Annotated in this window: 19 protein-coding genes and 1 tRNA gene; 6 read left to right on the top strand and 14 right to left on the bottom strand. The window is 37.7% G+C overall.

What is annotated here, in order from left to right:
* Nucleotides 1-214: 214 nt before the first annotated feature.
* The 5 genes from FGD67_RS10295 to FGD67_RS10275 form a co-directional block, all read right to left on the bottom strand.
* Entirely contained in the window at nucleotides 215-2,599 is a 2,385-nt protein-coding gene (locus FGD67_RS10295) for a DEAD/DEAH box helicase family protein (RefSeq protein WP_257174912.1), read from the bottom strand.
* Between the two features lie 24 nt (nucleotides 2,600-2,623).
* Nucleotides 2,624-2,914: a type II toxin-antitoxin system RelE/ParE family toxin gene (locus tag FGD67_RS10290; RefSeq protein ID WP_257174911.1), complete on the bottom strand. Its 291-nt coding sequence runs from the start codon at nucleotides 2,912-2,914 to the stop codon at nucleotides 2,624-2,626.
* The gene (locus FGD67_RS10285) at nucleotides 2,901-3,188 is read right to left on the bottom strand and encodes a type II toxin-antitoxin system ParD family antitoxin (RefSeq protein WP_257174910.1); all 288 of its coding nucleotides are present in this window, start codon (nucleotides 3,186-3,188) and stop codon (nucleotides 2,901-2,903) included. The genes FGD67_RS10290 and FGD67_RS10285 overlap by 14 nt, the downstream gene beginning before the upstream one ends.
* Nucleotides 3,189-3,638: 450 nt before the next feature.
* Nucleotides 3,639-3,714, bottom strand: a tRNA-His gene (locus FGD67_RS10280).
* Between the two features lie 214 nt (nucleotides 3,715-3,928).
* Complete coding sequence (locus FGD67_RS10275; protein WP_257174909.1) at nucleotides 3,929-5,857, bottom strand: methyl-accepting chemotaxis protein; 1,929 nt, start codon at nucleotides 5,855-5,857, stop codon at nucleotides 3,929-3,931.
* Between the two features lie 387 nt (nucleotides 5,858-6,244).
* On the opposite strand from FGD67_RS10275, the gene FGD67_RS10270 reads away from it, so the two are divergent.
* On the top strand, nucleotides 6,245-6,793 hold the full coding sequence (locus tag FGD67_RS10270) for a DUF1285 domain-containing protein (RefSeq protein ID WP_257174908.1): 549 nt from the start codon (nucleotides 6,245-6,247) through the stop codon (nucleotides 6,791-6,793).
* On the opposite strand, the gene hemN is transcribed toward FGD67_RS10270, so the two are convergent.
* The 8 genes from hemN to FGD67_RS10230 all read right to left on the bottom strand — a co-directional run bounded on the left by hemN (nucleotide 6,790) and on the right by FGD67_RS10230 (nucleotide 14,924).
* On the bottom strand, nucleotides 6,790-8,160 hold the full coding sequence (gene hemN / locus FGD67_RS10265; RefSeq protein WP_257174907.1) for an oxygen-independent coproporphyrinogen III oxidase: 1,371 nt from the start codon (nucleotides 8,158-8,160) through the stop codon (nucleotides 6,790-6,792). The two genes, FGD67_RS10270 and hemN, sit on opposite strands and share 4 nt — an antisense overlap.
* 223 nt (nucleotides 8,161-8,383) lie before the next feature.
* A complete protein-coding gene (locus tag FGD67_RS10260; protein ID WP_257174906.1) occupies nucleotides 8,384-8,875 on the bottom strand; it encodes a DUF2489 domain-containing protein in 492 nt (163 codons plus the stop codon).
* A 9-nt stretch (nucleotides 8,876-8,884) separates the two neighbouring features.
* A complete protein-coding gene (yihI, locus tag FGD67_RS10255) occupies nucleotides 8,885-9,466 on the bottom strand; it encodes a Der GTPase-activating protein YihI (protein ID WP_257174905.1) in 582 nt (193 codons plus the stop codon).
* 851 nt (nucleotides 9,467-10,317) lie between these two features.
* Nucleotides 10,318-10,851 carry a VOC family protein gene (locus tag FGD67_RS10250; RefSeq protein ID WP_257174904.1) on the bottom strand — a complete coding sequence of 178 codons (534 nt, stop codon included), beginning with the start codon at nucleotides 10,849-10,851 and terminating at the stop codon, nucleotides 10,318-10,320.
* Between the two features lie 143 nt (nucleotides 10,852-10,994).
* On the bottom strand, nucleotides 10,995-12,788 hold the full coding sequence (locus tag FGD67_RS10245; protein ID WP_257174903.1) for a M61 family metallopeptidase: 1,794 nt from the start codon (nucleotides 12,786-12,788) through the stop codon (nucleotides 10,995-10,997).
* Between the two features lie 90 nt (nucleotides 12,789-12,878).
* Nucleotides 12,879-13,739: a formyltetrahydrofolate deformylase gene (gene purU, locus FGD67_RS10240; RefSeq protein ID WP_257174902.1), complete on the bottom strand. Its 861-nt coding sequence runs from the start codon at nucleotides 13,737-13,739 to the stop codon at nucleotides 12,879-12,881.
* Nucleotides 13,740-13,836: 97 nt separating this feature from the next.
* Nucleotides 13,837-14,070, bottom strand: a complete 234-nt coding sequence (locus tag FGD67_RS10235; RefSeq protein WP_257174901.1) for a VF530 family protein — start codon at nucleotides 14,068-14,070, stop codon at nucleotides 13,837-13,839.
* A 125-nt stretch (nucleotides 14,071-14,195) separates the two neighbouring features.
* Nucleotides 14,196-14,924, bottom strand: a complete 729-nt coding sequence (locus FGD67_RS10230) for a glutathione peroxidase (RefSeq protein ID WP_257174900.1) — start codon at nucleotides 14,922-14,924, stop codon at nucleotides 14,196-14,198.
* A 367-nt stretch (nucleotides 14,925-15,291) separates the two neighbouring features.
* On the opposite strand from FGD67_RS10230, the gene hutG reads away from it, so the two are divergent.
* Both hutG and FGD67_RS10220 read left to right on the top strand, forming a co-directional pair.
* Complete coding sequence (gene hutG / locus FGD67_RS10225; protein ID WP_257174899.1) at nucleotides 15,292-16,086, top strand: N-formylglutamate deformylase; 795 nt, start codon at nucleotides 15,292-15,294, stop codon at nucleotides 16,084-16,086.
* A 12-nt stretch (nucleotides 16,087-16,098) separates the two neighbouring features.
* Nucleotides 16,099-17,463, top strand: coding sequence for a formimidoylglutamate deiminase (locus FGD67_RS10220; protein WP_257174898.1), 1,365 nt, complete (start codon nucleotides 16,099-16,101; stop codon nucleotides 17,461-17,463).
* Between the two features lie 48 nt (nucleotides 17,464-17,511).
* Here FGD67_RS10220 and FGD67_RS10215 read toward each other — a convergent pair whose 3' ends face one another.
* On the bottom strand, nucleotides 17,512-17,868 hold the full coding sequence (locus tag FGD67_RS10215; protein ID WP_257174897.1) for a hypothetical protein: 357 nt from the start codon (nucleotides 17,866-17,868) through the stop codon (nucleotides 17,512-17,514).
* A 223-nt stretch (nucleotides 17,869-18,091) separates the two neighbouring features.
* Between FGD67_RS10215 and ccoG the strand changes: the two genes are divergently transcribed.
* From ccoG to FGD67_RS10200, 3 genes are read left to right on the top strand one after another with little or no spacing between them, the layout of a single operon-like run.
* Nucleotides 18,092-19,525: a cytochrome c oxidase accessory protein CcoG gene (ccoG, locus tag FGD67_RS10210; protein ID WP_257174896.1), complete on the top strand. Its 1,434-nt coding sequence runs from the start codon at nucleotides 18,092-18,094 to the stop codon at nucleotides 19,523-19,525.
* Entirely contained in the window at nucleotides 19,525-20,502 is a 978-nt protein-coding gene (locus FGD67_RS10205) for a serine/threonine protein kinase (protein WP_257174895.1), read from the top strand. Before ccoG ends, FGD67_RS10205 begins: the two co-directional genes overlap by 1 nt.
* 53 nt (nucleotides 20,503-20,555) lie before the next feature.
* Nucleotides 20,556-21,188 (top strand): thiol:disulfide interchange protein DsbA/DsbL, encoded by a 633-nt coding sequence (locus tag FGD67_RS10200; RefSeq protein ID WP_257174894.1) that lies wholly within the window; start codon nucleotides 20,556-20,558, stop codon nucleotides 21,186-21,188.
* Nucleotides 21,189-21,217 lie beyond the last annotated feature (29 nt).

Below are 21,217 nucleotides of genomic sequence, written 5' to 3'. Positions count from 1 at the left end.
ACTTTGATTTTAAAGGATTAGTGTGAGAAAAGATGGGGTGGCTAAAGGGACTTGAACCCTCGACAACCGGAATCACAATCACGTTGTCGGTAAAGGCTTTACTTGGATTAACGTGTATCAAGCTAGATATTACTTGTGTTACTCATGTCATAGCTTGGATTTAAGTGTAATTTATTAGCTTTACAAACTCACAGAATAGTACCAGAGAAATCTTTTATTTTTTATTGCCAAAATCTAAACTTCTCTGTTCATTAAATTTATACCCTAGCGCTTTATAGCCTTTTGCTCGTTTCTTCCACATACGCAGTAATGTTGGGAAATCATCAATAAAATCGTAAACTTGAATAATAGTTTTACTACTCCACTCTCGCTGAATTCGTCCAGCGTATTGCGCTAAAATGCCTTTCCAAGCTATCGGTAGTGTTATGAATAAAGTATCTAAATGTGGTAAATCAAAACCTTCACCAACGTATTTTCCTGTAGCTAAGACAACAACCGCTTCATCATTGCTTGGTTTACTGGATAAGAAAGTTATTCGTTCTTGCCTTTCTTTTGTTGAAATACCGCCATGCAGTTCAACAACCTTTATTCCCTTGTCAGCCATCAATTTAGCAAGTAATTCAATATGCTCTTTTCTTTCGGTAAGCACCATAACAGATCTGTCATTGTTTACGGACTGCTTGACACTGTTAACAATCATTTCATTTCTTACTTGATCACAAACTAAGTGTTTATAAACTTGAGATATGTGTGGTTTAGTCTCAGGAATTAACCATTCTGAAGGAAAACTAGTATTAGTCTTAACCACCTTCACATGTTGTTCAAAACTACTGGTAGAGCTTGCGGCCTTATAAACAACAGAGCCTATTTGGAAGTGCATTAATTTTTCCAAGCCATCTTGGCGTTTAGGTGTTGCTGTAAACCCGTGAATATATTTAGCATTTACTGACTTTATCAAACACTCGTAGTTTGATGCAGGCAAGTGGTGGCATTCATCTATTAATATTTGCCCATATTTTTCAATGGCAGGTTTAATGTCTATTCCATTACGGCTAACTAAACTTTGATAAGTAGCAACATCAACTTCATAGGTTAATTTATCTTTCCCTCCCAACAATAAGCCTACTTTCACATTAGTTAAGAATACCTTTATCCGTTCAAGCCATTGTTCCGCCAATTGTCGGTTATGGACCAATATTAAAGTATTTACCTTTCTCTTTGCGACAAGAGCTAATCCTGTAACGGTTTTACCGAAGCCCGTTGACGCAACAAAAACACCATTTGTTTGTGCAAATAGAGCATCAACAGCTTTTTTCTGTTGGCTTTTAAGTTTACCAGTGAACTTGATTTTTTTTAGTTGGCTACCTTCAAATCGTTTATCGGTGTATTCAATCTCTATTGTTTGGTCTGATATGATGCGAGTAACTTCGGCTAAACAACCTCTAGGTAAGATTAAATAACCATTTTCTATATGTGCGGAACAAATATATCGACTTGTACCAATTGTTGATAAGCGTAAGGCTTGCCGTTTGTAGAACTCTGGATTAGAAAATACTGCACAATGCTTTAATTTAGAGGTCAGTTTTCCGGGTAAATTAGCGATTGGAACATATAACTGATCAGCTAGCGTTAATGTGACCATCGAAGGGCAATCATTGATCTTAATGTTCTCATTACCGTTAAGTTTCTTCCATGGATCATTGTTTTCAATATCAGCAGGAGTTCGTTCAATATAAGAATTTAGCTGTTTAAGCGTTGATTGAAGCTGCGGTTTAGTCACTTTTCGAGTAGCTGCCAATATTGACCACTGATCATTATAAGGCACGCCTTCATTGTTAATGAAAACACTATTGTTATATTTTCTTGGCTCTAGCTGTAGTGGTAAAGCAATCAGGTTACCAAAGCCACCCTCAGGCATAATATCTTGATTAGGAAATAATCTATCGAAGCAATCAAATGATAGTAACGGATAGAGTTCCATTGTTTTACGAAGTAAACCATTACCTAATCGCCGAGCATCACTAGCAGCTACAGCTTCCGAGAAAAAGATCCATATATGGCCACCGTTGCCACTTCTTGAACGTTCTAATAGATAGGGGATATTTAATGATTCGCAAGTCGTTGCAAATGCAGATGTAGCCTTAAACCAGTCCTCTTTATCAAAATCTGCCGCAAGTAAATACGTTGAATTATCACTTAACAGAGGGTAGATGCCGATGGTTTTAAACCCTTTTAAATGTCCGTAGACAGCTTGATGGTCAGGTATTTTAAAGTGCTGATTTTTACATTCAGTACAACTAATTTTTGGTTTATTGCAAATTTTTGGCTTCCATTCATCCCAACAATCAGGTGAATAGCCACTTCTTCCATTTTTCGATTCCCATCTAAATGGGTAAACATCGTTACGACCTTTAAAATATGAAAGAAAAAGATCAATTTTAGATTCAGGAGAGGCGTGTAGGTTGAAGTTTTTAGCCAGTTCAGCTTCATGCTGTGTTATTAATTCTTGGCGCTCATTAAGTAAGGCAAGACGTTCTTCATTTAATAATTGAAGACGATCATCTATTTTGGCAAGTTTATTAATATGGCTTTCAGTCATGCTTATAACCTTACCAAAATACGATTAGAAATGTTTTGAGAGATCCATACGTTGATGAAGAATACGAGCAACATCAATACCGTTATCACTGACTTGATAAAACACAATATGTTTTTCTACAGGAAAGCTTCTAGCACCATTATAAATATCATTTCTTTCTCTACCGAAGTCAGGGTATTGAGCTAGTTTCAATAATGCCGCATCTATGGTTTGAGCATAAAATTTTGCCTGTGTACTTCCCCAAGATTCAATGGTTGTTGAAATTATTTTGAATAAATCCTCTTCGGCTAAAGGAGATAACCTATAGTTCGACATTGGTATTCTTACTTGTAGACTTACTATCTACTGCAAGGGAGGCTTGTTCAAAGATATCCATTACGCTGTGCTTTGATGATTCGCCAGCAGTTAATTGTTCAAAACCTTTCGCTACTTCTTCTCGTAAGATCTCAAGTTGCTTGTTTTTAGCAACGTCTTTCTCAAACAACAGCCTTAATCCATCACGGATCACTTCACTTGCTGAGGTATATAAACCATCAGACACTTTTTCAGTAATTCTTCGTTCGAACTCTTTGCCTAAAGTAATATTCATAATTAACACTCCATCATTTAATGTTTATATTATGCGCATAATACACGCATAATTCAAATTTAAGATTGTTGTTTATTTAAAATAACATGTCCAAACGCCCTTTTATAGGCAGAGGCTAGCTAAAGCAAATAGTCCATTAAAACTCAGAGGTCATTACACCAATAAATTCAAAGCTTAATAAATTACTTACCTCAAACAAACTTAACAGACAGACGAATTAAATATTCGGCTATCAGTATGAGCTACAGAAATCTAAGGGAAATAATTGTTTGAAGTAACTTAACTTGAACTCGGCACATTGTTTAGATGCTCTTTGCCGGACGCTTACGATGTTTTATCTAAGATTTAGTGTATAAAAAAGTAAAATGAGATAAAGGAATAAGTAGCTAAATACCGCATGCCTATTGAACTGATGGATGGTCTAAGGATTTTTCGAGGGTGTATAAAAGATGGGGTGGCTAAAGGGACTTGAACCCTCGACAACCGGAATCACAATCCGGGGCTCTACCAACTGAGCTATAGCCACCACTGAACTTACTTAAAACGCCTTGTAGTAAGGCGCGGAGAGTATATTGCATTTGTTAGCTTATTGACAAGGAAAATATCTTCTTTGAGACGGCTTTTCTTTACTTTTTTGTTGCTCAGAAGCAATTATCAACAATACTAGCAAATATTTCAGCACTAAATAAAAGGCTCAGTCCTAAATATATTTGCTAGCCACTGCTTAGTATATTTTTAAATTATATTTTAAATGTTTTTACTTGATCAGATAAATCAGCCGCAAGTTTTGCCAACTCATCACTTGCCGCTGAAATTTCTTGGGCACTATCACCAGTTTCAACGGAGATATCGCTAATTTCCACGGCTTGTTGGCTAATATCTCGTGCGACTTCACTTTGTTGTTGTGTAGCAGTCGCAATTTGAATATTCATATCGGAAATGAGAGACACTGATGCTTCAACTTCAGATAATGAGCGCGTTACTTCATGAGTTCTATCAACAATTTGCTTAGCTTGTTCACTACCGACATTCATTGATGTCGTTGCTCGGCTGACTTTGCTTTCCAATGATTGGATCATGGTTTCTATTTCAATGGTAGATTTTTGCGTGTTTTGTGCAAGTGTTCGTACTTCATCCGCAACAACAGCAAAGCCTCTACCTTGTTCACCAGCACGAGCAGCTTCGATAGCAGCATTGAGTGCTAATAAGTTGGTTTGATCGGCAATCCCCTTAATAACCACGAGAATATTGACAATGTTGGCAGTGCCTTCTTGTACTTCATCGATTAAGGTTTTTGAATCGAGTATGCCAACTGACAGCGCTTTGATTTGCTCGATAGTTTCATTAATGGTTAATGAGCTAGTGTTAACCAGCAGCTTAGAGTTGTCAGCAGCATCAGATGCCTCCGATGTTCTACTGGTGACTTCATCTATAGAGGCGCTCATTTCGTTAATAGCGGTTGCAACCTGATCGGTTGCTTGACGTTGGCGTCTGACATTCTGGTCAGTTTGCGCTGTGATGCTAGAGAGTTCTTGTGAAGCTGCTGCTTGTTGCTCTGCAGAAGCTGAAATATGTTCGATCATAGCTTTTAAACGAATAGTCATGTCACGCATAGCTTGTTGTAATAAACCCAGTTCATCACTTTGATTTACTTCAATGGTGTGGGTTAAGTCACCCGATGACACGTATTGTGCAGCTTGAACTGATAATACGATTGATGTGCTAATATTTTTGGCAATGAATAAGCCAATAAAGGTAATAATGATGGATGCAATGATTATGATCATTGTCGATATTTTTATCAGTGCGTTAGCGGTAGCGAAAGCTTCAGATTCATCAATTTCAGCTATTAAAGCCCATTGAAACGTACCTAAATTGAAAGTAGTAAATGACGACAATACAGAATTACCATTATAGTCATTAATTATCTCATTAGCAGATTCGCCTTTAAATGCACGCTCTACAGCTTTAGTATCGACACCATTTTCAGCAATAGTACCAGAGAATGAAGCGATAATGGAGTGGCCTTTAGGATCAAGAAATGAATCTGAACGCATGCGTTTATCTTCTCCAACTAAATAGGCTTCACCTGTGACACCCATGCCATCGCGCTGCTGCATAATCTCATTAACTTTATTGCTTGGGAATTGCAGGGCGATATAGCCAATATGGGAACCATTGATATCATATTTTTTGGCCATTATAAAAGCTGCAGGTTCATTATTTGATGGCGGATAAGGTTTGAAATCACTAATAGTCAGTATGCCAATATCGCTACGTTGGGCTTTTATAAAAGCGTCATTTATGCTGCTGTTGGCAAGTGTTGAATTGCCGATATTCATGCCTAAATCAGACTCTTTAGCCGCGCTAAAAACAATGTTACCCTTTAAATCAATCAGGAATAAATCGTACCAAGCGTTAATTTTATTGATACTTTTTAGATGTGGTCCATATTGTTGTTCTAGCTGTTGCCACTCTTTTCCATTGATACCTGTGCTTAGTGTTGCTGCAGAAAATTTCTCTAATGCTATTGCAGTATAAGGATCACTATCGAGTATCAGTAAACTGGCTTTTAGAGCTGAAATATAGTTTGTCAATTGTGTTTTTTTGACGCTTTTTATCGACTCTAATTGATCGAAAGCATGCTGTTGCATGGACGTTTTTGCCATATTGATGCTAAAAAATGCAAATATGATTAGAGGAAGTAGCGAAAGAGCAAGAAAGGAAAAAATTAGTTTATGATTAATCTTTTTAAACTTATACATCAAAAGGTCACCTAAATTATGAACTGTACAGCACTATTTTTAACTAATATATTGCCGTGGTATTATTTATATTAACGAATCACATATTATTTTTAATAAATATGCGGTATTTATAAATATATATACATAAGTAAAAGGGTGTTTACTAACTTTATAATAAATAGACAAAATATTATCGAGATTGACGCTTTGCTTAACGCTAGTCGTACAGCTAATTTATCTGAGAGTTTCCATTCGAAGTTTTATCGTTTACTTGCTAATATTAGTTAAAGCCCTATAGAAGGTAGTTATATGTCGTTAGAAAGCATTTCTGCACAAATCCTTAACACTGCGCAAAGCAATGAGAAAAAAATGCCGCCGGTTGAATTATGGGATCCACCTTTTTGTGGTGATATTGATTTAGTTATAAAGTCAGATGGTAGCTGGTTTTATAACGGCACGATATTTAAGCGTTTATCTTTAGTTAAGCTCTTTGCTTCAGTTTTAAAAAAAGAAGCAGAAAAATACTTTTTAGTAACGCCAGTTGAAAAAATTGGTATTGTTGTCGAAGATGCGCCATTTTTGATTACTCAGTGGCAATGGCTGGATGAAGAAAAAACCTTAATGCAAGTTAGCAGTAATTTAGATGACAGCTTTATTTTAAGCGCGGAACACCCGTTAGAACTCAGGGAAGATGGTGGTTTATATGTTACCGTTAGGCGCAACTTACCCGCCAAAGTGCATCGTAATGTATACTATCAGTGGGTTGATCTGGCCAAAGAAGAAAGCAATAAAAACGGCACTGAATTATGTTTTTACAGTGCCGAACATCGATTTAGCTTAGGAGCTTTAGAGCATTAAATAACGCGAGAAAAGCGTTGTTTATTTAAATGTTGCTTCATATAAGCATCAAAACTCATACAAATATTACGTATTAATAATCTGGCTTTTTGATTCACTTTGATTTCATCAGCGCTATTGGTTATTAGGCCGTCATTAATGAAGGTGGTTAGCGATGGCAAATCTTCGGCAAAATACTGGTCAAAATCAATGGCAAATTTTTCATTGATTTTATTTTTATCAAGATAAAGATTACACATTAATTCACGAATAACTTCACCGCGAATAATATCATCGGTGGATAAACTGACGCCTTTTACATGGGCATGAGCTTGAGTATCAATGGCTTTGTAATAGTCTTGTAGTTCTTTGGTATTCTGACTGAAACTGTTACCAATAGCACTAATAGATGATACACCTAAACCTAAAAGGTCGCAGCCGCCTTTAGTGGTGTAACCTTGGAAGTTACGGTGTAAATTTCCCGCTTTTTGGGCTATTGATAATTCATCTTCAGGTTTAGCGAAGTGATCCATACCGATAAAATCATAGCCAAAATCGCAAAGCTTTTCGATAGCGAGTTTCATTAAGGCAAACTTTTCATCAACACTTGGTAACCATTCGTCTCTTAACTTACGCTGGGCAGCAAAGCGAGACGGAATGTGGGCGTAACTAAATAGTGAAATTCGGTCGACATCCATTTCATGGGCTTTATTTAAGGTACGAGTAAAGGTGTCGATATTTTGGTGTGGCAGGCCGTAGATTAAATCAATATTAATTGATTTAAAGCCAACTTTTTTTGCATGGGCAATAAAGTTTTCAATGAACTCAGTAGACTGTACTCGATTGATGGTTTCTTGAACTTTCTGATCAATGTCTTGCACACCAATGCTTAAACGATTGAAGCCTAAGCTATAAAGGTGCTCTGCTAGATTCATTTCAATTTCACGAGGATCGATTTCGATACTCATTTCTACTTGCTCTGCAAAAGTAAATTTTTCTTTTAGTAGTTCAACTAGTTTGGTTATTTGTTCGTGTCGTAAAAAGCTTGGAGTACCACCACCCCAATGTAATTGTTTAACGGTGTAATCTTTAAATAATGGTGCGCGAGAGGCTATTTCTTCTGCAAGAAATTCAAGGTAAGTATCTGCTTTATCACGATGACGGGTGATAACTTTATTGCAACCGCAGTAGTAACAAAGGCTATGACAAAAAGGAATATGCACATACAAAGACAATTCACGGTTAGGTGAGGCTTCAATCGCTTGTACTAGATGTTCGTGTTTGAATTGATCATGAAACTCTAATGCCGTTGGATATGAAGTATATCGTGGACCACTAGTGTTATATTTCTTTAATAGCGCGCTATCGAAAAATTGAGTTGCTTGCATGAGTCTTCCCGTTTACCAATTTGACGCTATTATAGATAAACTAGCCGCCTAAACATTGATCAAGCGCAATGCTGACGGCTTTATTGTGACTTATGTCAATTTTATTTTGTTTTATTCTTGTATAACAACTGCTTGAGATACTTAAAGCGATTTTATAATATTTAACTATATTATGCTGCTAGCGTAATAACATAAAAATAAGCAGATTTTTATGCAAATACTATTATTGACTCAACATGCTGTTACGTTCATTAGCGTATTGGTGCAGTAATGCAATATCACGGCGAATATCTTCCGCCAGCTCTGCTTCAAGCTTCATGCGTTCAAGATCAAGCTTCATGCGGGTTCGCTTATCTAGCTTTTTACGTTCAGCTAGAATAGGCATATGCTTAATCCCTTCATAAAATTTAAATACCGCAGGAAATTGCAGATTTAAATCTTGGCTTAATTTTAATGAATCAAGCAAGACACTCAAACGCCAACAGCCTTCAGCAAAATCACATTGTGCTTCTTTCATTGCACGCACAATAATAATGACGCTAGCGATGATTTTCTTATCATGCTGCTGTAGCGCTTGTTGTTGTGCGGCTTTTTTTTGCTCTTGTTCCAGCGTTTGCTGTTTTAATTGACTTAATAACTTAGTTGCCACTGCTGCCAGCACGCCAATAATCACCATGGCTAATAGCGCGAGATATATCCAAGGATTTGAAAACATTAAAGCTACCTATTCAAACTTTGATAAGTCACTGTTATCAAATTTGTCCCATAAATCATCTTCAGAGTCTGAGTGTTTAACCGGTGCTATTATCTCATCTTCATCATCAAGGCCTAATGCTTGACTGATTTTTTCATGCTGTGCCATTAATTCATTGTAATAATTAACATCTTCAGCCGTTAATGCTATGTCATCGTCTTGCTTTTCAAGTATTTCAAGCAACCTGACATCTTGTTCAATACGGCTTAACTGATCTTCTAAAGACTCACTCGCTTCCACAGCGCGAATGGCTGCGATAGGTGAGTTATCTTGCATGACTTTTGCTGGTTTAGGCGCTTTGGTTTTGCTCGGAGCAGCAACAAGCTTGCCTAGAGCAATAGGCGTTTTATTGCCAATACGCGGATCTTTGTTTGCTGATGAGTTTTGTCCGTTGATGATTTTAGGGCTGGCTTCTTTTTGGCGATTACCGGCCTCTTTGCCATTTTTTTTCTTTGTTTTTCGAGGGGTAGGGGTCACTAATTTTTTTTTGTCATCTTTAAGGATGCCACTTGAGCCTGTGCCCGGCTTGCGGGATTTTTTAGTACGAGACATAGTTATAACTTTTGCTAATGAACAATTATCACTATTTTACGACATTCCACGCTAAACCGCGATAGAAAGAAAAAAAGCGACGTTAATAACGTCGCTTTTGGATGAAATGTGGCATAAGCCAAACATATAATTCCGATTTTAAGGGGCTATCCTAGCCTTTTGGTACAGTCCTTGTGAATTTGACAGTTTCCAATATTATTATAGTCACTTCCGTGCTTAAATTTATTTTTTTCGGTCGTCCTGACACTTTCTTGGTTTATCCTTAACGCCCTCTATGGGCAAATTACTTCAGCACTCTTCCTGAGTATTAGTAAACTATCCGTATTTTTAATTATTTGCTGCGTATATAACGCTTATTGCTTTCCGTGCAAAAATTGTCCGTTTTGTATGCTGCTACTAAAGTAGCTGACCCATACTTTACGTGACTTTGCCAAAGCAGCAAGCTATTTTTTTCGATTGTTTCTTGTACTAAAGTCGAATAATTAACAAGTGCTTGTTTTTAAATGTAATATTTTTGTTAATAAATGTAATTTAATTGTTCCTCTTAAATGATAATGGTCGATGTTTGACAATAAAAGTGGCAAATAGACGGTGTTTTTATCTGTGTTTTTATACGAAAGCCTTCGTTATACCAAGTCTGTTAAGTTTGCTCCCGAAGGGTGATTTTAAAAGGCTTACAGGCCGCGATATTGATTTCAATAAGGGAATAGTTATTTCGTTGTCAAAATCAATAATGCAACATAGTGCTAGCCTGGCAAAGCTAGTGCTGTCATGATAAATATTTCTACAAAATGGTTAATAACAGCGAAGCAGCAGATAGCCCTGATTGACTATCTGCTATATTGTTGATTTTAGTCTTCTTGTTGATGTAACCAAGCGGCATGAGTGGGCGCCTTTTTGGTTTTCGACCATTCTTCCACCATTAATGGCGCAACGCGCTTAAGCTCAGCATATTGTTCATCAGTGCCGGTATTTGCTGCTAATTCGAGACGATGACCGTTAGGATCAAAGAAATAGATAGATTTAAATACCCCATGATTAACTGGCCCTAAAACATCTAAGCCATGGGCTTGTAAGTCATTTTTTGCTGATACCAAGGCATCAATATCTTCAACTTCTAAAGCAATATGCTGAACCCACTGTGGGGTGTTTTCATCACGGCCCATATCAGGAGAGTTAGGTATTTCAAAAAAGGCTAAAACATTGCCCATGCCAGCATCTAAAAATATATGCATGTAAGGATCTGGCGCTTTAGTTGACGGTACTTCATTCTCTGCAATAGCGACAGTAAGCTCCATATTTAAATGTTTTTGATACCAATCAACCGTTTCTTTTGCATCTTTACATCGGTAAGCCACATGGTGGAAGCGTTTTAAATTAATCATAGTGTTATTACTTAAGTTATAAGTTAAGCGGATCTCGAATGAGCTATTTTTTACCATAGCTGGATAAGAGACCCTAATTTTCTGATGAGTTTAAGCGCTAAATGTTGTCAGCAATTACGTACGCTTTACTTTACAAACTCAAATTATTTCGGCGCTATAACCTCTTGCCATTGTGTTACTAACTTATCATCTATGACCTTAAAAGCGATACCCGCTAAAGGTGAGTCAGTCACTTGCAGTGTCGAGGTTAACAATTGATCGTCACGAAAGAAGTGACAAGTCAGCTCACTGTTTACTGATAGATGATCTAATATGGCTTGTATTGAATGTTCAGATATTTTGAGGTTATCGACAGCAATAAGTATGTCGTTTACCGCTAATCCGGCATCTGCAGCTGGTGAGTTTTCCAATACTTGAGTGATGGTTAAACCAAATGTGTGGGCTTTATATTGCGCGCCTAGATAGGCGTGATAATGTGCGGCAGAAGTGGTCTCCAAACTGTTGAGCTTTTTAAATTTTTGCTTTTGTAATTCAACACCATAATTGGCTAAATCATGGCTTAAATCTATTCGTTGGTTACTGTCGAGATGATGCTTAAATGTTGTTGAAATATCTTCACCACACAACAGATTAGCAATATTAATAAAATCTTCTTCCGTGGTACCTGTGTTAGTACGACCAAAGTGAATCCATAATTCTCGCATCAGTGTGTCTAAGCTGTATTTATTATTAGATTTACTGCGAATAGTTAAATCTAACCAGAGGGCAATTAATGCCCCTTTGGCGTAGTAGCTAACAATGTTATTAACCGCATCGGGGCCTTGTTGATAAAACTTGGTCCAAGCGTCAAAACTTGAAGCGGTAATGCTCTGCTTTAGTTCACCGGCGCCACGGTATACCCGGGTTGCCGTCTTCGCCAATATAGTTAAGTAGGCGTCAAAATCAATTAAGCCAGTGCGATAAAGTGAAAAATCATCATAGTAAGAGGTGAACCCCTCAAATGCCCACAACTGCTTGGTGTAGCTTTCTTGTTGTAAATTATATGGCACAAATTCTTTAGGCTTGATCCGACAAACATTCCAAGCATGAAAATACTCATGCGAACATAAACTTAAAAAGGTTTTATAATTATCGCTCAAATCAGCATGAGTTTGCTGAGGGTTAGGAAGATCAAAGCGACTAGCCTGTAAAATAGTCGAGTTTTTATGCTCTAAGCCCCCGAAGCCCTGCGCCTGTAAATGGGTGATAAACCAATATTCTTTAAAAGGTGCTTCACCAAATAAATTAATATGGTGCTGGCATAATTTGCTGACATCTGCTGCCAAGCGTTGGGCATCACCATAATGTTTACTGGTAAACACTAAATGATGCACCACTCCTTCGACGGTAAATTCGGTGCAATCAAAGACGCCAATTGCCACGGGACAATCGATTAAATGTTGATAATTATCTGCGATATATCGACCAAATTGAAACTTTTCTGTTTCCTTTGCTCGTGTTAAACCCGTTGCAACTCGCCACTGGCTGTGCGCTGTGTTTGCTGAAGGTTGAATGATGAGTTCGCAGCTTAATTCGCTCAGCTCTGTGACTTGTAAAAATGTTGAACTCCCATTGAAAAATCCACGTTGGCTATCAAGATAGGCAGTGCGAACGGATAAGTCGAAAGCAAAAATTTGATAACGTACTTGTACTTGTTCATCACAGGCTTGTAATGACCAAGTTTGCTTATCTGTTTTAGTTAATGCTATGGCTTGTTCTTGGCTACCTAATGCGTGGATTTGAGTTATATTTTTGGCAAAGTCACGGATCATATAACTGCCAGGTAACCAAGCCGGTAAAGACAAAGTATAGCTTTGGCCAGGCGTACTTTTAAATGACAGTAAAACCTCAAATAAATGGCTATTTGGATTGCTGGGGGAAATTTGATATTGGATCATGTTGGAAGACAAATATTGGCAAAAGATTTGTCTTCCAATGTAGCAGAGTTGATGTGATAAAACAGCTGTAAAATAACGCCTTGTGAGTGCTTAACTTAAAATAACGGTTTTATCTTTATTTAAGCAAATACGCTGTTCTGCATGCATTTTTACCGCATGACATAAGGCGGTTGCTTCTAAATCATGACCAAGATGAACCATTTTTTCAATAGTAAATGTATGGTTGATGGGTTTGACTTCTTGCACAATAATTGGCCCTTCATCAAGGTCAGCAGTAACATAATGTGCGGTGGCTCCAATAATTTTCACCCCGCGTTTGTGCGCTTGATGATAAGGCTTTGCGCCTTTAAAACTGGGCAAAAAGGAATGATGAATATTGATCGCTTGGCCACGTAAACTATGACACAGCTGGTCTGACAATATCTGCATATATCGGGCAAGCACCAATAAATCCCCTTGATATTGCTGATAAATAGCTAGTAATGCTTGCTCTTGTTGGGCTTTATTGTCTTTATTAACCGGTAAATAATGAAATGGAATATTATGCCATTGCGCTAAAGCTTCGCAGTCTTGGTGGTTGGAGGTAATTGCAACAATATTGACGGGTAGGGCACCCGCTTTGAATTTTGTCAGTAATGAGACTAAGCAATGATCATCTTTTGAAACCGCAATAACCACGTTGGGATAGCTTTCTTTCGCCCTGATTTTATAGTGCATATTTAACGGTTTAGCTAGTAAATCAATAGCCTGGCTTAGCTCTTCAAAGCCAACTTTAAGCTCTCGATCGTCAAAAGCAACACGAGAAAAAAAGGTTTCAGTATAGGGGTCACTGTATTGGCTGGTTTCGGTAATAAAAGCACCCTGTTGAAATAAACTTTGTGACACTTTTGCTAGCACGCCTGAGGTATCAGGACACTGCCAAGTAAGGATGTAGTGATTAATATTTTTCATCTGCTAGTAATAGTTGTGATTATATTTCATCAGCATGGCATTTTATTGCCCTATTGTTCAATACTTTTGCGTTATATGCTAATGCCTTTCAAAGCAGTTAAGCTTCATCGGCTAACTGAGTTTTGTGCTTAATATAGAGCGCTTCAACTTTTTCTCTTGCCCATGGGGTTTTTCTCAAAAACTTTAAGCTTGAATTGATACTCGGATCATCAGTAAAACAGCGGATTTTTATTTCTTTACCAAGATATGGAAAGCCAAAGTGCTGAACTAATTGAGTGACGATAATTTTTAAGGTTAATCCGTGTAATGGGTTGTAGGGTTGATGATCCATATTTTTGGCCTAAGCGGTTTTAAGTCTGATTCTATCATGGAGTTGATAAGATAATTAACAAAAAAGCGACAGATGAGTGTCGCTTCTTATCATTAATTGGAAGGTAAATTATGCCTGAGGGAAAATTAACTAAAGTGCTCAGCTAATGCTTCACTACCACCGATAAGTTTTCCATCGATAAATACTTGTGGCACGGTATCGGCATTAGTTAAGGCTTTAAACATCGTCAAGTTAACGTCTTTGCCCACTTCTAACTCTTCAAATGTTAGACCTTTTTCGGTTAATAACGCTTTCGCTTTTTTACAGTATGGGCAAGTTGGCTTGCTAAAAACCATGATAGCTGAAGTTTGACAAGCGGAAGGATTAATATGATTTAACATAGTATCAGCATCTGATACTTCAAATGGGTCGCCTGCTACATCAGGTTCAATAAACATTTTTTCAATGATGCCATTTTTCACTAACATGGCATAACGCCAGCTGCGCTTACCAAAACCAATGTCCGCTTTATCAACTAACATACCCATAGCGTCGGTAAATTCACCGTTGCCATCAGGAATAAAGCTAATATTATCCGCATCTTGAGCTTGTGCCCATGCATTCATTACAAAAGTATCGTTAACCGACATACAGATAATTTCATCAACGCCATTTTTAAATAGTGTTGGTGCTAATTCGTTGTAGCGTGGTAAATGTGAAGATGAGCATGTTGGGGTAAACGCACCCGGTAGTGAAAAAACCACGACAGTTTTGTTGTTAAAAATTTCATCACTACTGCGTGTTGTCCATTCGTCATTTGCTCTTAATGTGAAGGTAACATTAGGGACTTTTTGTTGCTCTTTATTTTCTAACATAATGGCTCCGTTTTATAATCATAAATAGTGTTGTTTTAGTGCTATGCAATGATTATCCATATTTTTATTATAAATATAAATCGATTAATTTAGAATATATCAATCTATAAAATAGATTGTCATTGCTCGATACCGATAAGACAAAATGTGCAGCGTCATCCTAGCTTAGAATAATAAAGCGATAATGCCTAGTGCTTTAGCACTGATGACCTTTATTACACCTGATCTTAGCGGTAATCATTAAACTTATGTCAGCTATTGATAGAAGCGATTATATTTTACTCAAATAAATAAAGTAGTTCATGTTCTTATTGTTGCGTGGTAAATTACCAACAACAAAGTTGTATATACAATTTAAAGAGGTTATATGTCTACTAGCTACACCTTAATTAAAGGCTCTGTGCCTTTACTGATTAGCATGCCGCACAATGGCGAAGAAATACCTGATGATATTGCTACCGTTATGACAGCTAAAGGCCGTGAAGTGTCAGATACCGATTGGTATATGGCTCGTTTGTATGCCTTTGCGCAAGCGCTAGGTGCTTTTATCTTAATCCCTAAATATAGTCGTTATGTCATTGACTTAAACCGTGATCCAGATGGTGTTGATTTATATCCAGGTGCAAACAATACCGAACTTTGCCCGACCACTGCATTTGATCTTTCGCCATTATATCAAGAGGGTAAAGCGCCTAACGCAGAACAAATAGGTCAGCGTGTTGCCAATTATTGGCAGCCTTATCATCAGGCACTAGCGTCAACTATGCAGGCAATAAAGACTGAGTTTGGTCAAGCGGTATTGCTTGAAGCACATTCTATTCGTTCACAAGTACCACGCTTTTTTCAGGGCCAATTACCTGATTTCAATTTTGGTAACGCGGATGGTAAGAGTTGCTCTGCTGAGCTTATTTCCACTTTGACCGCTTTAGATTACGCCCCTTATACCATGGTTTGTAATGGTCGCTTTAAAGGCGGTTATATTACCCGTGCTTTTGGCCAACCTGATAATGGTTTTCATGCCGTACAATTAGAGTTATCACAGCGAACCTACATGAATGAGCAAGCAATGACATACAACGAAAGCTTAGCGCTACAGGTACAAGCAAAACTTGCTGCCTTGGTAAAAAACCTAATAACTTTTGCTAAAACTAGCCACAATTAACGGAGCGTTGTTATGAAACTTTTTGCGAAAAAAATATTGTTAGCAAATGGTTGGGCTAATGAGCAAACCTTGACCATAGAACAGGGTATTATTACTGACATTGTTGATGGCGAAACCGTAGGTGCTGAACGTGCAAAAGGTGTCGTTATTCCTGGTATGGTTAATTGTCATTCCCATGCTTTTCAACGCGCTTTTGCCGGATTTAGCGAACAAGGCAGTGAAGGTCAAGATAGCTTTTGGACTTGGCGCAATATTATGTATAAGTTTTTGGGACAGTTAAGTTCTCAAGATGCAGAAGTCATTGCGAGCCAACTTTATATCGAAATGTTGAAAATGGGTTATACCCGTGTGGCTGAATTTCATTATCTTCATCATGATATTAATGGTGAAAATTACGCCAACTTATCAGCAATGGCGCAGGCAATTTTTGCTGCCGCTAAACAATCCGGTATCGGTCTAACGTTATTGCCCGTGTTGTATCGATTTAGTGGTTTTGATACTCAGGCGCCTAATGCCGGCCAGCAACGTTTTATTAATTCCGTTGCGCAATTCAATGATCTTGTCAGTGAGTGTTTTGAGCTTGCCAAATTACAAGCTAATTGTAATGTCGGTATCGCACCGCATTCATTACGTGCGGTTGATAAAAGTTCATTGTTAGCAGCAGTTAAGCATGTCAGAGCGCTTGATGGACAAGCCCCTATTCATATTCACATTGCTGAGCAGCAAAAAGAAGTGGAAGACTGTCTAGCTCATTATGGTCAACGGCCGGTGCAGTGGTTATTAGATAATGCTGAGCTAGATAAGCATTGGTGCTTAATTCACGCGACACATATTAATGAACAAGAGCGTCAGGGCATTATTGCTAACCAAGCAATTGCGGGTATTTGTCCAACGACGGAAGCTAATTTAGGCGATGGTATTTTCCCTACCGAGGAGTTTTTAGCTGAAAAGGGCACTTTTGCTATTGGCTCTGATAGTCATATTTCAGTTAATCCGATTGAAGAGCTACGTTGGCTTGAGTATGCCCAACGCTTAAGTAAGCAGCAACGTGCATTGTTAACAGGTAAGGATGAAAAATCTGTTGGTGCTAACTTATGGCAACAAGCTGCGACAGGTGGTGCGCAAAGTACCAATAGCAACACCGGTGCTTTAGCCATAGGTAAGCAAGCTGATTTATTGGTGTTAGATGATAGTCAATTGCGTTTATATGCTCATGATGACAGACATTTACTTGATAGTATGATTTTTGCTAATCGTGAAAATCCGGTATTAGATGTCATGGTTAATGGTCATTGGACTATTCGCGACAAAAAGCATGCTTTAGAGCAAGTCAGCGCTGATGAGTTTGCCAATGTATTGGCTAAAATATCGGTTTAATAGTTCGACGATTAGTGCGTCAGCTAATCGTCTATTAAGTAACCCTAATTACAATAAATTACTGTATTGGCTGATGGTCTGACAGACTTTAATTAAATTGTCTCGATGTAATTTCGGTGTTTGCTTGTTATTGAGGCAGTATGTTTGGTAAAAACTTTTCACTTTGTCACGGTTACGAGTAATTTCCGCCAGGTAGGCTTGTTCTTGAGCATTAAACTGAGCAAAATCGCGTGACAAATCTTGATAAATTTTATCTGATTTCAAGCGTATTTTTGTATCGGTAGCATCGGAAAAATAACTCAACACCATAGCTTTTTGTTCTAACAACCAACTATTTAGCTTTTCATTAGGATAAAAATGAAAATATAACGCAGCTGCCACGATTAAGATCAATAATTTTTTCATACCCTGCCTTATAATTAAGATGTACGGATAAATAATGAACGACATCATGTTATTATTTAATCGACCGTAGATATCATTATGCTTTAATTGGACAAAATTTTAATGACAATAGTCCTAGAGTAATCAATTTTCTATTAACAAAGCAATATTTTGCTATTTTTTGATAGGTAATCAGTGCCAATTCGTTATAATTGACCCGCATTATCGAACTAAAGGATCCGCTTTGAAATCACAAGATAATAACATTAAAGTCAGTAATCAAATTCCGATTAAAAATGTTGAAATTCATCAACCAGCAAAAAACGATGCATATAAACCCCGCGATCAAATTTATGTACGTAAAGTAAAAGGCGTATTTCAAAAACTTCGTCAAAAGATGAACTTTTTCTTTCTTGCTTTGTTTGCTGTTTTACCTTGGTTGCAATATGACGGTCATCAAGCGATTTTATTTGATATTGGTGAACAACGCTTTACCTTATGGAGTGTGACACTTTGGCCACAAGATCTAACCTTGCTGGCATGGATTTTTATTCTTGGTGCTTTTCTACTGTTTTTTATTACCACTTTCTTAGGCCGTGTTTGGTGTGGCTATCTTTGTCCACAAACCGTTTGGACTTTCATTTTTATCTGGTTTGAAGAAAAAATAGAAGGCACCGCTAACCAACGTAAGAAGCTCGATAGCCAAGCGATGAACATTAATAAATTTTGGCGTAAAGCGCTGAAACACTTTTGTTGGGGCTTTTTCTCGATTTTAACGGCGTTAACCTTTGCCGGTTACTTTGCGCCAATGCGGGAAGTTTTTGTTGATTTCTTTACCTTTAATGCTTCATTTGCTTTAGCGGCCACGGTGTGGTTTTTTGCTTTTTGTACCTATGGTAATGCAGGTTGGATGCGAGAAATTATGTGTCTACATATGTGTCCGTATGCACGCTTTCAATCAGCAATGTTTGATAAAGACACCTTAACCGTTTCTTACGATGCTAAACGTGGTGAAAATCGTGGCCCTCGCGCAAGAAAGCAAGATCCTAAAGAAATTGGTTTAGGTGACTGTATAGATTGCAATTTATGTGTTCAGGTCTGCCCAACAGGTATTGATATTCGTAATGGTTTACAATATGAATGTATTAACTGTGGTGCCTGTGTCGATGCTTGTGACGGTGTTATGGAGCGAATGAAGTATGATAAAGGCTTAATTCGTTACACCACAGAGCATGAATTAGCGGGTAAAAAAGTTAATTTTGTTCGTGGCAAGCTGATTGGCTATGCCATAGTTTTGCTGGTAATGACGAGCTTGTTGATCTTGGAAATGGCCAATAGAGCACCGGTTTCTATGGATATTATTCGTGATAGGAATGAATTAGCCAAAGAAAACTTTAATGGCGATATTGAGAATGTTTATACGCTTAAAATTCTCAATAAATCACAAAAAGATAATCATTATCGTCTATCAGTAAAAGGTATTAACAACACCAAATGGCACGGTGAACAAGAGATACTTGTTAAAGCAGCAAAAGTGTATACTCTGCCCATCAGCATTTCGGTTGATCCATATGAATTAGAAGGTTATATGACAGATATAAGTTTTGTTATTGAATTAGTGTCAGATACGGATGAGGTTATGCTTGAACACGAAAGTCGCTTCTTTAATAAGCGCTAATGGCGGTATTTGATTTTACTTCGCTGTCACCAGACTTGATCCTTGATGGCTTAGAAAGTACCGGCTTAACGGTTGATAGCGGCTTACTGGCGTTAAACAGTTATGAAAATCGTGTTTATCAGTTTCATGATATTGATAAAACTAAATATGTTACTAAGTTTTATCGGCCTCAGCGTTGGACGGAGGCGCAAATTAGGGAAGAGCACGATTTTGCTTTTGAACTAGACGCTAATGAGTTGCCTCTAGTTGCGCCGTTAAAAATTAATGGTGAATCTTTATTTTCATATCAGGGATATTATTTTGCAATATTTCCTTGTCGTGGCGGTCGTATCTTTGAGGTTGATAATTTAGAGCAACTGGAATGGATGGGACGATTTCTAGGACGTATTCATGCTATCGCGGCTAAGAAGGCGTTTGTTGAGCGACCGACATTTAATAGTGAAGAAATGCTACAACAAGCTCAGCAAACTATTGAGGATTCGGCGTTCGTTCCCGCAAGTTTGACATTGCCTTTTTTTACTATTTTAGAACAAGTGATTGCGGTTGCGAGTAAGCAGTATCAACCTCAGTCGCAAATTCGTTTACATGGCGATTGTCATGCCGGGAATATTTTATGGACTGAGGCTGGACCGCACTTTGTTGATCTTGATGATTGTCGAATGGGGCCAGCAGTGCAAGACATTTGGATGATGTTAAGTGGTGACCGTCAGCAGCAATTATTGCAGCTTGATACGATATTGACTGGCTACGATGAGTTTCACAGCTTTGAGGTCAATCAATTGCCTTTAATTGAATCATTGCGTACTATGCGAGTAGTTAACTATATGGCATGGCTATGTAAACGTTGGAAAGATCCTGCTTTTCCTCATAATTTCCCTTGGTTTAATACTGAGAAGTATTGGGAACAGCAAATTCTTATGCTGAAAGAGCAGATGTCAGCATTACAACAACCTCCGTTGAGTTTATTGCCTTATTAAGCATGCATGACGCTATTGATTTTTATTTATTAATGATTAGGAATTGTAATTTTATGAAAAAGTTAGTGAGTTTATTCGCTTTAATGTTATTACCAGTATTCGCCTTTGCGGCAAATTATACTGAAGGCGAGCATTACACTAAAGTGAGTGACGAAATCACCACTAAGTCAGAAGTTCGTGAGTTTTTCTCATTTTATTGTCCACATTGTTTTCAATTTGAACCCTTTATGGCAAAACTAAAAACTTCAATCCCTGCCGACACAGCGTTTGAAATGAATCATGTTGACTTCTTACGTGCGGCATCACCTAAAATACAGCAAATGTTGAGCAAAGCAGTTGTTGTCGCTTACCAAATGGGTGTGGAGAAAAAAGTGATTGCTGCACTGTTTAACTATGTTCACGTGCAAAAAGCGGTATTCACTTCAGAAAAAGATATCCGTAATATTTTTGTCCTTAACGGTGCTGATGGTGAAAAATTCGATAAATTAATGAAAAGCTTTGGTGTGGCTAGTAAAGCTAAAAACATGAAAAAGCAGCAAGACTACTTTGCTAAAAAAGGTGCATTAACCGGTGTACCGACAGTGATTGTTAATGGCAAATATCGTGTTGATCCTAAAGGTTTGGATAGAAGTGATTTTGAACAAGATTACATTAACCTTGTTAATCATCTATTAACCTTAAAATAATTTTATTAGTTGTTTTAACCAAAGAGGCT

This window comes from Colwellia sp. M166 (assembly GCF_024585285.1).
Classification (GTDB): domain Bacteria; phylum Pseudomonadota; class Gammaproteobacteria; order Enterobacterales; family Alteromonadaceae; genus Cognaticolwellia.
Note: the sequence above shows the minus strand (reverse complement) of the source record. Positions and strands in the feature narration are given on the sequence as shown.

Excerpts from the sequence above, each read along its gene's own strand:
- FGD67_RS10295 (WP_257174912.1), bottom strand. The coding sequence starts at position 2,599 with ATGACTGAAAGCCATATTAATAAACTTGCCAAAATAGATGATCGTCTT.
- FGD67_RS10290 (WP_257174911.1), bottom strand. The coding sequence starts at position 2,914 with ATGTCGAACTATAGGTTATCTCCTTTAGCCGAAGAGGATTTATTCAAA.
- FGD67_RS10285 (WP_257174910.1), bottom strand. The coding sequence starts at position 3,188 with ATGAATATTACTTTAGGCAAAGAGTTCGAACGAAGAATTACTGAAAAA.
- FGD67_RS10275 (WP_257174909.1), bottom strand. The coding sequence starts at position 5,857 with ATGGCAAAAACGTCCATGCAACAGCATGCTTTCGATCAATTAGAGTCG.
- FGD67_RS10270 (WP_257174908.1), top strand. The coding sequence starts at position 6,245 with ATGTCGTTAGAAAGCATTTCTGCACAAATCCTTAACACTGCGCAAAGC.
- hemN (WP_257174907.1), bottom strand. The coding sequence starts at position 8,160 with ATGCAAGCAACTCAATTTTTCGATAGCGCGCTATTAAAGAAATATAAC.
- FGD67_RS10260 (WP_257174906.1), bottom strand. The coding sequence starts at position 8,875 with ATGTTTTCAAATCCTTGGATATATCTCGCGCTATTAGCCATGGTGATT.
- yihI (WP_257174905.1), bottom strand. The coding sequence starts at position 9,466 with ATGTCTCGTACTAAAAAATCCCGCAAGCCGGGCACAGGCTCAAGTGGC.
- FGD67_RS10250 (WP_257174904.1), bottom strand. The coding sequence starts at position 10,851 with ATGATTAATTTAAAACGCTTCCACCATGTGGCTTACCGATGTAAAGAT.
- FGD67_RS10245 (WP_257174903.1), bottom strand. The coding sequence starts at position 12,788 with ATGATCCAATATCAAATTTCCCCCAGCAATCCAAATAGCCATTTATTT.
- purU (WP_257174902.1), bottom strand. The coding sequence starts at position 13,739 with ATGAAAAATATTAATCACTACATCCTTACTTGGCAGTGTCCTGATACC.
- FGD67_RS10235 (WP_257174901.1), bottom strand. The coding sequence starts at position 14,070 with ATGGATCATCAACCCTACAACCCATTACACGGATTAACCTTAAAAATT.
- FGD67_RS10230 (WP_257174900.1), bottom strand. The coding sequence starts at position 14,924 with ATGTTAGAAAATAAAGAGCAACAAAAAGTCCCTAATGTTACCTTCACA.
- hutG (WP_257174899.1), top strand. The coding sequence starts at position 15,292 with ATGTCTACTAGCTACACCTTAATTAAAGGCTCTGTGCCTTTACTGATT.
- FGD67_RS10220 (WP_257174898.1), top strand. The coding sequence starts at position 16,099 with ATGAAACTTTTTGCGAAAAAAATATTGTTAGCAAATGGTTGGGCTAAT.
- FGD67_RS10215 (WP_257174897.1), bottom strand. The coding sequence starts at position 17,868 with ATGAAAAAATTATTGATCTTAATCGTGGCAGCTGCGTTATATTTTCAT.
- FGD67_RS10205 (WP_257174895.1), top strand. The coding sequence starts at position 19,525 with ATGGCGGTATTTGATTTTACTTCGCTGTCACCAGACTTGATCCTTGAT.
- FGD67_RS10200 (WP_257174894.1), top strand. The coding sequence starts at position 20,556 with ATGAAAAAGTTAGTGAGTTTATTCGCTTTAATGTTATTACCAGTATTC.